The sequence below is a fragment of the Bacillus sp. JJ675 genome, assembly GCF_036963165.1.
Classification (GTDB): Bacteria; Bacillota; Bacilli; order Bacillales; family Bacillaceae; genus Bacillus; species Bacillus glycinifermentans.
This window is the reverse complement of sequence record NZ_JBALMR010000031.1, coordinates 50,902-62,071: the sequence shown is the minus strand read 5'-3', so window position 1 is coordinate 62,071 and position 11,170 is coordinate 50,902. Positions and strand designations below refer to the sequence as shown.

Genomic DNA, 11,170 nt, shown 5'->3' with positions numbered 1-11,170 from the left:
TCGGCGGCCTTAAATACGAAATCCTTGCGAATCCACAAACGGACGTCTATACGATCAAAACGGATCAGTTCGGAAAAGTGAATATCTACGCGGCGAAATCAACCGGCGCAACTATAAAGTAAACGAAAAGGGAGACGATATAAATGGAAGAAGTACTATTGTTCGCGACTGTATTGGCGCCAATCCTAACGGCGCTTGTTCAACTTGTTAAGAAAACGATCAGCATGCCGACCAACATCGTGCCGGCGGTCAGCTTCATTTTGGGTATCGCACTCGGAGCGGTGGCCTACCCGTTTACAGACCTCGATCTAGTGCTGCGGTTATGGGCCGGTGGCTTTGCGGGTCTTGCTGCGACCGGTCTTTTCGAGATTGGCGCGAAGCGTGAGGGAACGACTAAATAAAACGAAAGCCCCGTCCTTAACCGGATGGGGCGATTTCTTTTTTATAAATCGATTTTAATTTCCTTGCCGCGAGTAAGAAAGTCCTTTGCATTGGCGTCTTTTAGTACATCGGCCGCCTTGATGCGGACGTTACTTTCTCCTTTTTTAACCGGAACAAGTACGAGATTATTCGGTACCTTTGCCCCCGCCAAAATTTCCATTTCTGCCGGATTGGCAGCTCCTAACGTATCGTTAAATCTCAAGTCTATTTGCAGGCCTTCGCTATTTACCGCAGTTTCGAAACCGTTCCACGTTTTAATTTCATCTGAACCAACGTTCTCAATGTCGTATGTAATTTGTGCAAATGTAACCTCTTTCATTTTTTCCCCGAATGCTTCTTCCAACGTCGCTTTAAAATCATCCGTTAAATCAGACATAGTTAAAACTTTTGCATCTTTAAACATAATCTTTAAATCTCCGATTTGGAGCGACTTATTGCTGGCGTCTTTTACTGAATAGGCCGTAACCGTACCGACATTCGGATCTTTTAAGCTTTCGCCAGCTTTTGTTAGCGTCTTTTTCTCGGTAGATGTAGTATCCGTTTTCGCCTCGTCTGTCGAGTTGGTACCCGTAGACTCTTTTTGCGTAGACGCACCGGTGTCCTTACCGCCGCACGCAGTCAGCGCTAAAACTAAACAGCCGGCAAAGACCGCAAAACATAGCAACTTTTTCATTCGTATTCCCCCTCGTTATCTATATCGTCTTAATTTTAAGTTATTTAACGCGGGAAAGATACGGTATTTTCATCGTTTATAGCGGTCACAGAGTAATTGAAGGAATAAATAAAACGCGGATATGTGGATAACAACGCTTGCCAGACCGGGGAAGTTTGGGTATCATATTGTTAACGAGATCCATCGCTACGAAAGAGCGGCATTAACAACCGTTTCGAACAATAACAATCGTATGAATCGTTTATAAACGTTGATATGGTGGGGTTTTCATCTATCGGAAACTGATCGAATAATTTACGATCGACAACCCGAACGCCATCGCATCGTGCGGCTGCGGCTCTTCATTCCGGACGGCGGCGAACGCCGGGAAGCCGGAAGAGTGCTGACAGTATATTAACGTTTTTAAGACGCCGATTTGGCGTCTTTATCTTGTCTTAAACCCATTCACAAAGCTTTCTCCGTCCCGTTCCGTATGAATAAGCTTCTGAGCGCTTTGGCTGATCCGCTGAGCCAGAGCCTGCTGCGCTTTCCCTTCGAAGCTGTAGAGAAGTGATGAATAGACGCTGTTCATTTCCTTTTGTATGTCATCTACTTTGAATTTCGGTCTGAGGGTATTTCGAACGGATTCGAGCTTGGTTCCGGCCACGCCTCTCATACCCGTTTTCAGCATAGCAAGCTGCCTGCGCTTTTCCATTGGGTCGTTCTGCTTTTTGATTATTTGATCTAACGTATCCATTTACTCATCTCCTATAACTTTAACCATCTTGCCAGCATTTTGTCTTTTGATTTAAAATCTTTTGCGATTTGCGAAAGGTAGCCGCTGATCTCCTCTAAATCTAAAATCGTGTCTTGTAATGAAGCGATATATGCCGCTTCGGCATCGACATCGTAAAACAGCGGATTCCCTTTTTTATCGAACGACTGCGCCAAATCATTCAGCGTATTGTTTACATCATCGAGCGTAAGCAGATCGTATAAGCCGTGACCGACCTGGCGATAGGTATCGTATTTCAAATCGCTTATCGCAGAGTCATGTTCCTGGTAGGCGTTTTCCGCTTCTCTTTTCATCGTACGCAGGTCGTTTATAATCGCATTTACTTTTTCCGCAAGCTGCTTAGCGACTTCGGGGGTGACTTTAATCGCGCCGCTCCCTGATGCCACTTCAGCCGGCAGCATTGCTTTTAAATTTTTATCGTAGACGAGTTCATCGCCTTCAACATTTTGAACGTTGCCGTCTTCGTCGAAGGTGAAATTCGAATCATTGAGGCCGTGGGTGTCGGGCATTCCCATAACCGTTGTAGTAATGTAATCTGTAGCTACACCTAACACCGTACCAAATATACCGCCATTCACCCTCGGATCAAGTCGTATTTGTCTTTCCGCACGTGCAACCGAGGGATCTTTCGTATATATCGTTCTGCCTGCATGCCGTTCATACTCAAACCACCAGCCGGAACCAGTCATATCATCCGGATTGACAATCGCTTTTACATACGAATTATATTTGCCGCTCCGGATCGCTTTTTGCTTTTCTTCTGAATGCAATTTAACAACGGAGGGGTTATTGAACGCCACAGCATAGATATCGTTATTGACCGCGCTATATTCCGCCTCTGCGCCGCCAAGTGAGTGTCCTGTCGTTGAAACGATCGTCGACGTCCCTTTATACTTTTGTTTGACTTCACGTACAAGATCATCGGCTTGCCCAATTTGGGATGTTTTCGTTATTAATTTATAGTTACCAGAGCTAAGCATTGCGTCTTGTGAGGGTGTTGCGTTGTATTTTCCTATTGTTTTGGATGTATCTTTTTCAATTATGTAGTGTTCCTTCTTTTTCGGATCAAATCCCGCGACAACGTTTCCGCCGTCAGCATCAATGACATCCTGAAAGAACTGGTTTTTCGGGTCGGTTCCTGCGAAAGCTACGACGACGTTTTCTGGTGTATCAGGCTTAACCCATTTACCGTTCTTTTTCTTGGCTTGAACAAAAACATACGCATCAAGCCCGGTGTCAGAGTCCCTTTTAATTTTATCAACGTAATAAGCTTTATTTGACTTGCTCTCTATAGGTGTTTTTTCCTTGAAAGCTTCTTTCATTTTCTCTGTACTATAAGTGTTTTGGCTAAGAAAATAATAATCTTTATCCGTTAAATTAGGAATATCGCACTTTTTATTCATGTACATAACTCCTTAGACTATGTAAAATGTAAGATGGAAAGGATGGTTTTATGAGAAAATACATAATTATCCTTCTTGCTCTGGTTATTATAGCATTAGGAGGAATACTTATGAAGCAGCAACATGAAAACAAGGAGAAAAAAGCGCTTTTTAATTTGGCTAAAGAAAGAATGACAGACTTTATTAAAACCAATTATAAAGATATTAGTTCGATTAATTATTCTGACGACTATGAAGTAAATCCGATGAGCGGCGTCGATATAAAAGGATATCTAAATGGAGATAAGCAGAAGAAAATATGGGGTATTTACGATAAGTCTAATGATGAAGTCGGTTCCTTCACTGTCGATGCTGAAAGAAAGCCCGAGTGTAAAGATAAAATTTGCGATTATTAATAAAAATAGCCCGCTCTTCGTGAGTTGGGCTGTTGCCTTTTTATATGCTCTTTTTCATTCAAATTAGCGATACTTCTATCGTTTATTGCTTTTCTTCTAAACTGGACTTAAAATTCTTCGAAAAAGTGGCAGATCATTATGATGAGCATTCCACCCTTAAAAATGACAGGCCGCCCTGACCTTAATCGGATAGGGCATTTTTTGTTATTTACGGATAGCGATGCTTGCCATGCCGAGAAGTTTAGGTCAGCGAGATTCGTCGCTATGAAAGGGCAGCATTAACAATTGTAAAGATTTTTTATAAAAGTTGATATGACGGGGTTTTCATCTATCGTATTGAGCGGACAACCGGAACGCCATCGCATCGTACGGCTGCGACTCTTCATTCTGGACAGCGGCGAACACCGGAAGAGGCCGGTAATAAACTAACGAAAAATGCACCTTTCTTCCATCGCGAAGAAAGGCGTATTTTTTTCTGCTCACATGGCGACCCTTACATATGCATGCGAACGCTCCGGTCCGCCTAAAATGCAGGCAAAACCCGGCTGCAGTGAGCGGGCCGGAAAGGGTGTTTTATTTTCGGTTGAAGAGGCGGTGAAGGTTGCTTGTATTGTTGGTGATCGACGTCAAGAAGCGGGTGCCGCTTGCCATTTCCTGATTGCAAAGAGGACATAAAGGACGCTCGCTGCTCGTAAAGTTTTTTCTCATCCATCCGTTGCAGTCTTCTGCCGTACACTCCCATGTACTGACATCTTCTTTCGGCAAAGGTTCTTGATTACGATTGTTGTAGTAAGACATAACGTCACTTCCTCACAAGGGTTTTTATGGAGCATGTAAGAATATTTTGTGAATCTTAAGACATTCTATTCGTTCATTTGTTATTCTATACTGGACAAGTTTCCTTTTGGAACTTAAGCCCGACATTTGAAAAGGAGTGCAACCATGGAAGAAAAGATCAAGTGCAGACATTGCGATCAGCTGATCCCGTACAGTTCAAAAGTATGCGAAGCGTGCGGCGGCAAGGATCCGCTGCCAAAAGCTGATAAAATCAAAGACCGCATCATCCTGGGTACTGCAGGCATTGTTGGCGTGCTGACGGTTGTCCTGATTTTAGGGACGATCTTTTCGTATATAAGGCTGTTTAAATAAAAAGGAGCCGGTGGTCGGGCTCCTTTTTATTATTTATTTTCAAACATGCTTGTCGAATGAAGCGGCTGAACGCGCGCTTTCGGGTCCATATAAGCTTTTGCATTGTTGACGGCTGTCGGTGCTTCACCGAATCCGCTGGCAATCAGCTTGACCTTCCCATCGTATGTGCAGATGTCGCCGGCGGCATAGAAGCCGGGGATGTTCGTTTCCATCGTTGATTTGACTTTGATGGAGTTTTTCTCGATTTCAAGCCCCCAGTTTTTGATCGGGCCGAGGGATGAGACAAATCCGAAGTTAACAATGACATCATCCACGTCAAGGATTTCCTTTCTTTCCCCTTTGACCTCCTCAATGACGATCTGCTCAATGTTTGTTTCGCCGATCAACTCGGTCGGAACAAACGGAGTCAGCACGTTGACTTTTGAGTTGTGCAGGTTTTCTACGCTGTGCTCATGAGCGCGGAATTTGTCGCGGCGGTGAATGATGGACACTTCTTTCGCGATAGGTTCAAGCATGAGCGCCCAGTCCACGGCAGAGTCTCCGCCTCCCAATACGGCGATGCGCCTGCCGGCAAATTTGTTCAAATCATCGATAAAGTAGTGCAGGTTCGCACCTTCGAAACGTTCCGCCGATTCGAGTTCAAGCTTTCTCGGCTTGAATGCGCCGTTTCCGGCAGTAATGATCACCGTTTTTGAATAATGGATTTCTTCATTTGTGACAAGCTTAAAGATTCCGTCTGCCTGTTTTTCGACGCTTTCAACGGCTTGCTCGAGACAAACGGTTTGGTCGAATTTAGCCATTTGCTCCTTTAAATTGTCGACGAGTTCCTGAGCGCGGATTTTAGGGAAGCCGGCTACATCATATATATATTTTTCCGGATATAAAGCGGACAGCTGGCCGCCGAGCTGCGGCAGGCTTTCGATAATTTTGACGCTCGCTTGCCGCATTCCGCCGTAAAACGCGGTGAACAAGCCGACAGGGCCGCCTCCGATGATTGTAATATCATAAACTTTTGAGTCTTCACGCATGAAAATAATGCCCCCTAAATGAAAATTGTTCTTAATTATATCATATCACATAAAATAAATACGAGCGTGCGGGATTTTTCCGAGGATCTTTGTGAGAAAATCTTACCGGGTTTGATCAACCCGAACGTTTTATCAAGCATATCGAACCTTGAAAAAACAAATATGAATCGCTATGATGTAGTTGTGAACAAATTGTTACATCTTTATGAAACTTTTACGTCGATTAGATGGACAGCATTCAGCTTTTTGGTGTTCTTAAAGTGAAGGATTTCACAAACTTTTTTTGATAAAAAGCCGGCATCCTGTTGAAAATAACCCAAAGGCTATTTTTATCCGGCTTGCCAGTAAAATATAGAAAAGGTGGATGTGATTCCGTTGAATAAGCCAAAAGTAGTAGTGTTAGGTGCAGGTTATGGAGGATTAATGACTGTCACAAGACTCGTCAGGAAAATCGGCGTTAATGAAGCAGAAATTACGCTTGTCAATAAGCACAACTATCATTATGAAACAACATGGATGCACGAGGCGAGCGCAGGGACGCTTCATCATGACAGATGCCGCTATCCGATCAAAGACGTCATCAACCAATCGCGTGTCCGCTTTGTAAAGGATACGGTAAAGAAAATTAATAAAGATGAAAACAAGGTCGTCCTGGAGACCGGAGAGCTGTCATACGACTACCTGGTTGTTGCGCTGGGGGCTATCCCTGAGACGTTTGGAATTTCCGGTTTGCGGGAGCATGCTTTCCCGATTGCGAATATCAATACGTCACGCCAGCTTCGCGAGCATATTGAATATCAGTTTGCAACATATAACACAGAAGCAGAAAAACGTCCTGAGCGCCTGACGATCGTCGTCGGAGGAGCGGGCTTTACCGGGATTGAATTTTTGGGCGAGCTGGCCAACCGCATCCCCGAATTGTGCAGGGAATACGATATTGACCGCCAGAAGGTCAACCTGATCTGCGTGGAAGCGGCGCCGTCCGTTCTCCCGGGGTTTGATCCGGAACTTGTCGATTACGCGGTGAACTATCTTGAAGGAAAAGGAGTCGAATTCAAGATCGGAACTGCTGTAAAAGAATGCACGCCTGACGGCATCATCGTCGGCAAGGACGACATGACTGAGGAAATAAAAGCCGGAACGGTCGTATGGGCGGCAGGTGTCCGCGGAAATCCGGTCATTGAAGAATCAGGATTCGAAAACATGCGAGGCCGCGTCAAAGTGAAACCTGATCTCAGGGTCGAAGGCCATGACAATATTTTCGTCATCGGCGACTGCTCGCTCGTCATCAATGAGGAAAATGACCGCCCATACCCGCCGACTGCCCAGATTTCAATGCAGCAGGGCGAAACGTGCGCTAAAAACATCGCCGCATTGATACACGGTAAAGAGACAGAGGCGTTTCAGTTTGATAATAAAGGTTCTGTCGCTTCCCTCGGCGAACACGATGCAATCGGAGTCGCATTCGGCAAAAAAATGACGGGAACGACGGCTTCAATGATGAAAAAAATCATCGACAACCGCTCGCTTTTTCTGATCGGCGGACCGGGGCTCGTGCTGAAAAAAGGGAAGTTCAAGTTTTTCTAATTAAGAAACAGCCTGCAGCTTGATGCTGCAGGCTGATTAAAACTTTAAAAACAAAAGAAAAAGCAAGAATACTTAATCTTTAAGCGCTTACATCGAATAATCCGTTATATTTTCTCACTTTATCATTGACAGCGTTCATGTTATTATTATCTGAAAATTGGGAAAAAGGTGTGTTTATCATGAAGACTTCTTCAGCTCAGCATTCTGGCTCATCGTGTACATTTTGTTCAGGCAAAGGGTATTTCCAGCTTTTGCTCGGCGGATCAGAGACGTGCAGCAACTGCCGGGGCACAGGAAAAGTCCGCTGAATTGTCCTTCCAATGATTGACTCATCTTCCTGCTCCAATGTAAACTAAAAGAGGTTACATGGGGGTGGAAAGCTTGATTAGTTTGCCTGTCGTCATCATTTCGATTGTCTTGTTTTTCGTGCTGTTTTTCGGCATCGGCTTTTTGTTGAACATGCTTCTTAGAATGTCTTGGATTATGGCTGTTATATACCCGATTGTATGCCTTTTCATTGTCAATCAGGAAAAGCTGATCCGCTATGTAGAGGCTCCCGGGGATGCGTTTTCCGGACTGCTTGACCGCGTGGCCTCTTTGGCGGCTGCGGATATCATGATTTTGGCAAGCGGGATGGCCGGGGCCCTTCTCTCCGGAGTCACGATCAAAGCGCTGCGAAAAAGAGGATATCAAATGTTTTAAGCCTTCTATTGCATTTGAGGAAGGCTTTTTGCATTGATAATTTTCATACTTTTCTTAAAACTCTCTCGCCGGTTGAATATTTCTCTTTCCTGTTGGAAACAACTAGATGGTGAGAGGAGTGGAAAGAATTGAAAAAAGCGATGACTCTATTCAGGCGCTTCTTTATGTCAGCTTTGTTTGCCCTGGCTTTCATGACGACTTTCTTGGCGGTCTCAGGAGTGGAAGCGCAGGATTTATCGAACTGGGCAAAAAAACGGGATTTACCCTTAAAACAATTATATCTGACGTTTAAATCACTTCCGAAAGAAAAAGCGGACAAGACGTCATTATCAGCCGCAAAACAAATGAAAAACAAATCGAAAAAGCTTGAGGATGCTTTTGACTGGAGCAAATATCCGAAACAAAAAGTGGTCGCGACGGGGTACACGGCCGGAGTCGAATCTACGGGTAAACAGCCCCATCATCCCGAATACGGGGTTACATATTCCGGCGTAAAGGTCAAAAGGGATTTATATTCGACAGTTGCAGCAGATCCGTCTGTTTTTCCGATCGGGACGATTTTGTTCATTCCGGACTACGGCTACGGCGTAGTGGCAGACACAGGATCGGCTATTAAAGGAAACCGCCTTGACCTGTATTATGAAACGGTGGAAGACGTCTATAATGAATGGGGAAAGAAGACCCTTGATGTGTATGTCATCAAGAAAGGAAAAGGCTCCGTGACCGAAGAGGACCTGTCAAAGCTGAACGAAAACAAATCGATGCAGGTATTCAGGCAGAAATATAAGATGGCAAAAGAATAAACGTTTAAGCTCCTGGTGAGCTTAAACGTTTTTTTAATGTTACATAAATAAATAATCAAGGAGCAGCGTCAGGGCGATTCCCGTCAGCCCTCCGAAAAAGACTTCAATCGGCTGGTGCCCCAGCAGCTCTTTTAATTTTTTTTGCTTTTCTTCCTGTTGGAATTTCGGGAAATCCTTCGCTTCATTGACGAAGCGGTTAAAGTCGCTGACAAGCCGGTTCAGAACGGTGGCCTGCTCCCCGGCATGCCTTCTGACTCCGGTTGCGTCAAACATCGTAATCACGGCAAAGATCGAAGAGACGGCAAACAAAGACGAATCCATCCCGTGCTCAAGCGCGATTCCCGTCGAAAGCGCCGTGACGGCCGCCGAATGCGAGCTCGGCATGCCTCCTGTGCTTGTCACAAGCCGCCAATCCCATTTTTTGGAGACGAAGAAGAAGATGGGCACTTTGATAAACTGAGCGAAAAGAATAGCTGCGAAGCTTGCCAGTACGGGAAAGTTTTTGAGGATTTCCATTTTCCAGAACATCCTTTCTATAAGGAAAATAAAGATGAATTCAGCGTTTTATTTGCTAAAATAAAGATATGGAATGCAATTAGGAAAAATGTTTTTCCTATTATAACATTGTTGCCTCATTTTTACTCACTCTGCTTGTAAGGAGCTGTGATCACATGTTTTATGCCTTTCACGATTTTGAACAAAAAGAAACGCTGCTGCTCGGACTGTTTAACAAAAGCCAATTGTACGGAAAAGCCGAAGAGATTGACCGCCTTTTACACGGTCAGCTCTCACAGCTGTTAAAGGACGGGGACGTATCTTCCAAAAAAGCGAAAGTGTCTAAAATATTTACCCCGTCGCTTCCCGGAGTCAAACGGCTGTATGTCGTCGGATTGGGGCGGGAAGCCGAATTTACGTTTGATGATGCGAAGCAATGCTTTGCTGAAGCTGTACAAATGATTCACAAAGACCGGAAACAGGAAGTGACGGTTTTCCTCGACAGCTTTGTTTCGGAGCAGGTTCATGCAAACGATGCCGCACATGCTTTGGCGGAATCGTGCATGCTGTCCTGCTATGAAGTGCAAGATTACAAACATAAATCAAATGAACCCGAACGGCCTCTCCAAAACGTTTATGTTCTTACAGACCATGATTTGAAGGAAATCCAGGCAAGCCTGCATGTCGGCCAAGTGTATGGACACGCGACGAATTCGGCGAGAACGCTCGTGAACATGCCGGGCAACATGCTGACCGCGACAGATCTTGCATCATACGCAGCCGAGCTTGCCGCGAAATACGAATTTGAATGTGAAATCCTCGAAAAGCGCGACATGGAAGAGCTCGGCATGGGCGGACTGCTGGCAGTCAATCAAGGATCTGATGAGCCGCCGAAAATGATCGTGCTAAAATACCAGGGGAAAGATACGTGGGACGACGTCATCGGTTTGGTCGGCAAAGGGATCACGTTTGATACGGGAGGCTACTCCTTGAAAACGAAGTCCGGCATTGTCGGCATGAAGTCGGATATGGGGGGAGCAGCCAGTGTGCTAGGCGCGATGGAAGCGATCGGCGAATTGCGTCCTGAACAAAACGTTCTTGCCGTGATACCTTCTACAGACAACATGATTTCCGCAAGCGCCATGAAGCCGGATGACGTGATTGTGTCGCTTAGCGGCAAAACGATTGAGATTTTAAATACGGATGCTGAAGGAAGGCTTGCTCTTGCCGATGCCCTGACATATGCCAAGCATCACGGAGCCTCCGTACTGATCGATGTAGCGACACTTACCGGAGGCGTTGTCGTAGCCCTCGGCACCGATACGACAGGAGCGATGACGAATCACGACAAGCTTTATGATCAGGTGCGTCAGGCGGCTGAAGAAGCGGGTGAAGCGATCTGGCAGCTTCCGATCACAGAAAAGGATAAGAAGAAAGTAAAAAACAGCCAAATGGCCGATTTGAATAACTCACCGGGTAGAGAAGGGCACGCCATCATGGCCGGGACGTTTCTCGGGGAATTCGCAGAGCAGACGCCATGGGTGCATCTTGACATAGCCGGCACGGCAACGGCGAATGGGAGCACATGCTTCGGACCGAAGGGCGGAACGGGCGTAATGGTAAGAACCCTTGTCACATTTGTCGAACGGTTTGACGGAAATTTATAAACCTCTTCAGTTATGAAGAGGTTTTTTTAGTTTGCGGAAAAAATTTCTAATT

At 45.3% G+C, this 11,170-nt stretch carries 15 protein-coding genes and 2 pseudogenes; 10 read left to right on the top strand and 7 right to left on the bottom strand.

Going from position 1 to position 11,170, the window contains the following annotated elements:
- Window positions 1–122: pseudogene (locus tag V7126_RS09155) on the top strand (N-acetylmuramoyl-L-alanine amidase); the annotation flags it as partial.
- Between the two features lie 21 nt (window positions 123–143).
- A complete protein-coding gene (locus tag V7126_RS09150; protein WP_335497544.1) occupies window positions 144–401 on the top strand; it encodes a holin in 258 nt (85 codons plus the stop codon).
- 41 nt (window positions 402–442) lie between these two features.
- Here the strand turns inward: V7126_RS09150 and V7126_RS09145 are convergent, their stop codons facing one another.
- Window positions 443–1,114, bottom strand: a complete 672-nt coding sequence (locus V7126_RS09145; RefSeq protein WP_335497543.1) for a hypothetical protein — start codon at window positions 1,112–1,114, stop codon at window positions 443–445.
- 293 nt (window positions 1,115–1,407) lie between these two features.
- Here V7126_RS09145 and V7126_RS09140 point away from each other — a divergent pair.
- Window positions 1,408–1,500, top strand: a pseudogene (locus V7126_RS09140) (iron-sulfur cluster assembly accessory protein); the annotation flags it as partial.
- A gap of 38 nt (window positions 1,501–1,538) precedes the next feature.
- On the opposite strand, the gene V7126_RS09135 reads toward V7126_RS09140, so the two are convergent.
- Together V7126_RS09135 and V7126_RS09130 are read right to left on the bottom strand one after the other, a co-directional pair.
- Window positions 1,539–1,850 carry a hypothetical protein gene (locus V7126_RS09135; RefSeq protein ID WP_175077677.1) on the bottom strand — a complete coding sequence of 104 codons (312 nt, stop codon included), beginning with the start codon at window positions 1,848–1,850 and terminating at the stop codon, window positions 1,539–1,541.
- Window positions 1,851–1,861: 11 nt separating this feature from the next.
- A complete protein-coding gene (locus tag V7126_RS09130) occupies window positions 1,862–3,292 on the bottom strand; it encodes a lipase (RefSeq protein WP_335497542.1) in 1,431 nt (476 codons plus the stop codon).
- Window positions 3,293–3,342: 50 nt separating this feature from the next.
- Here V7126_RS09130 and V7126_RS09125 point away from each other — a divergent pair, with 50 nt between their 5' ends.
- Complete coding sequence (locus tag V7126_RS09125; RefSeq protein WP_335497541.1) at window positions 3,343–3,687, top strand: DUF1433 domain-containing protein; 345 nt, start codon at window positions 3,343–3,345, stop codon at window positions 3,685–3,687.
- A gap of 324 nt (window positions 3,688–4,011) precedes the next feature.
- Here V7126_RS09125 and V7126_RS09120 read toward each other — a convergent pair whose 3' ends face one another.
- Together V7126_RS09120 and V7126_RS09115 are read right to left on the bottom strand one after the other, a co-directional pair.
- Window positions 4,012–4,170 (bottom strand): hypothetical protein, encoded by a 159-nt coding sequence (locus V7126_RS09120; protein ID WP_175077621.1) that lies wholly within the window; start codon window positions 4,168–4,170, stop codon window positions 4,012–4,014.
- A gap of 90 nt (window positions 4,171–4,260) precedes the next feature.
- Entirely contained in the window at window positions 4,261–4,485 is a 225-nt protein-coding gene (locus V7126_RS09115; RefSeq protein WP_046131628.1) for a cold-shock protein, read from the bottom strand.
- Between the two features lie 144 nt (window positions 4,486–4,629).
- Here V7126_RS09115 and V7126_RS09110 point away from each other — a divergent pair, with 144 nt between their 5' ends.
- Window positions 4,630–4,836 (top strand): hypothetical protein, encoded by a 207-nt coding sequence (locus V7126_RS09110; protein ID WP_175077620.1) that lies wholly within the window; start codon window positions 4,630–4,632, stop codon window positions 4,834–4,836.
- A 29-nt stretch (window positions 4,837–4,865) separates the two neighbouring features.
- On the opposite strand, the gene yumC is transcribed toward V7126_RS09110, so the two are convergent.
- Complete coding sequence (yumC, locus tag V7126_RS09105) at window positions 4,866–5,864, bottom strand: ferredoxin--NADP reductase 2 (RefSeq protein WP_335497540.1); 999 nt, start codon at window positions 5,862–5,864, stop codon at window positions 4,866–4,868.
- Window positions 5,865–6,233: 369 nt separating this feature from the next.
- Here yumC and V7126_RS09100 point away from each other — a divergent pair, with 369 nt between their 5' ends.
- The 4 genes from V7126_RS09100 to V7126_RS09085 all read left to right on the top strand — a co-directional run bounded on the left by V7126_RS09100 (window position 6,234) and on the right by V7126_RS09085 (window position 8,956).
- Window positions 6,234–7,451 carry an NAD(P)/FAD-dependent oxidoreductase gene (locus tag V7126_RS09100; RefSeq protein WP_335497545.1) on the top strand — a complete coding sequence of 406 codons (1,218 nt, stop codon included), beginning with the start codon at window positions 6,234–6,236 and terminating at the stop codon, window positions 7,449–7,451.
- Window positions 7,452–7,630: 179 nt separating this feature from the next.
- Window positions 7,631–7,759: a YuiA family protein gene (locus V7126_RS09095; RefSeq protein WP_161797075.1), complete on the top strand. Its 129-nt coding sequence runs from the start codon at window positions 7,631–7,633 to the stop codon at window positions 7,757–7,759.
- Window positions 7,760–7,832: 73 nt separating this feature from the next.
- Window positions 7,833–8,153: a YuiB family protein gene (locus tag V7126_RS09090; RefSeq protein WP_175077619.1), complete on the top strand. Its 321-nt coding sequence runs from the start codon at window positions 7,833–7,835 to the stop codon at window positions 8,151–8,153.
- A gap of 140 nt (window positions 8,154–8,293) precedes the next feature.
- Window positions 8,294–8,956, top strand: coding sequence for a 3D domain-containing protein (locus V7126_RS09085; RefSeq protein ID WP_175077623.1), 663 nt, complete (start codon window positions 8,294–8,296; stop codon window positions 8,954–8,956).
- 39 nt (window positions 8,957–8,995) lie between these two features.
- Here V7126_RS09085 and V7126_RS09080 read toward each other — a convergent pair whose 3' ends face one another.
- Window positions 8,996–9,472: a divergent PAP2 family protein gene (locus V7126_RS09080; protein ID WP_046131624.1), complete on the bottom strand. Its 477-nt coding sequence runs from the start codon at window positions 9,470–9,472 to the stop codon at window positions 8,996–8,998.
- 155 nt (window positions 9,473–9,627) lie between these two features.
- Here V7126_RS09080 and V7126_RS09075 point away from each other — a divergent pair, with 155 nt between their 5' ends.
- Window positions 9,628–11,118, top strand: a complete 1,491-nt coding sequence (locus V7126_RS09075) for a leucyl aminopeptidase (RefSeq protein WP_046131623.1) — start codon at window positions 9,628–9,630, stop codon at window positions 11,116–11,118.
- Window positions 11,119–11,170 lie beyond the last annotated feature (52 nt).

What these genes read in the sequence shown, in the direction of transcription:
- V7126_RS09150 (WP_335497544.1), top strand. Translation starts at nt 144, where the DNA reads ATGGAAGAAGTACTATTGTTCGCGACTGTATTGGCGCCAATCCTAACG.
- V7126_RS09145 (WP_335497543.1), bottom strand. Translation starts at nt 1,114, where the DNA reads ATGAAAAAGTTGCTATGTTTTGCGGTCTTTGCCGGCTGTTTAGTTTTA.
- V7126_RS09135 (WP_175077677.1), bottom strand. Translation starts at nt 1,850, where the DNA reads ATGGATACGTTAGATCAAATAATCAAAAAGCAGAACGACCCAATGGAA.
- V7126_RS09130 (WP_335497542.1), bottom strand. Translation starts at nt 3,292, where the DNA reads ATGAATAAAAAGTGCGATATTCCTAATTTAACGGATAAAGATTATTAT.
- V7126_RS09125 (WP_335497541.1), top strand. Translation starts at nt 3,343, where the DNA reads ATGAGAAAATACATAATTATCCTTCTTGCTCTGGTTATTATAGCATTA.
- V7126_RS09115 (WP_046131628.1), bottom strand. Translation starts at nt 4,485, where the DNA reads ATGTCTTACTACAACAATCGTAATCAAGAACCTTTGCCGAAAGAAGAT.
- V7126_RS09110 (WP_175077620.1), top strand. Translation starts at nt 4,630, where the DNA reads ATGGAAGAAAAGATCAAGTGCAGACATTGCGATCAGCTGATCCCGTAC.
- yumC (WP_335497540.1), bottom strand. Translation starts at nt 5,864, where the DNA reads ATGCGTGAAGACTCAAAAGTTTATGATATTACAATCATCGGAGGCGGC.
- V7126_RS09095 (WP_161797075.1), top strand. Translation starts at nt 7,631, where the DNA reads ATGAAGACTTCTTCAGCTCAGCATTCTGGCTCATCGTGTACATTTTGT.
- V7126_RS09085 (WP_175077623.1), top strand. Translation starts at nt 8,294, where the DNA reads ATGACTCTATTCAGGCGCTTCTTTATGTCAGCTTTGTTTGCCCTGGCT.
- V7126_RS09080 (WP_046131624.1), bottom strand. Translation starts at nt 9,472, where the DNA reads ATGGAAATCCTCAAAAACTTTCCCGTACTGGCAAGCTTCGCAGCTATT.
- V7126_RS09075 (WP_046131623.1), top strand. Translation starts at nt 9,628, where the DNA reads ATGTTTTATGCCTTTCACGATTTTGAACAAAAAGAAACGCTGCTGCTC.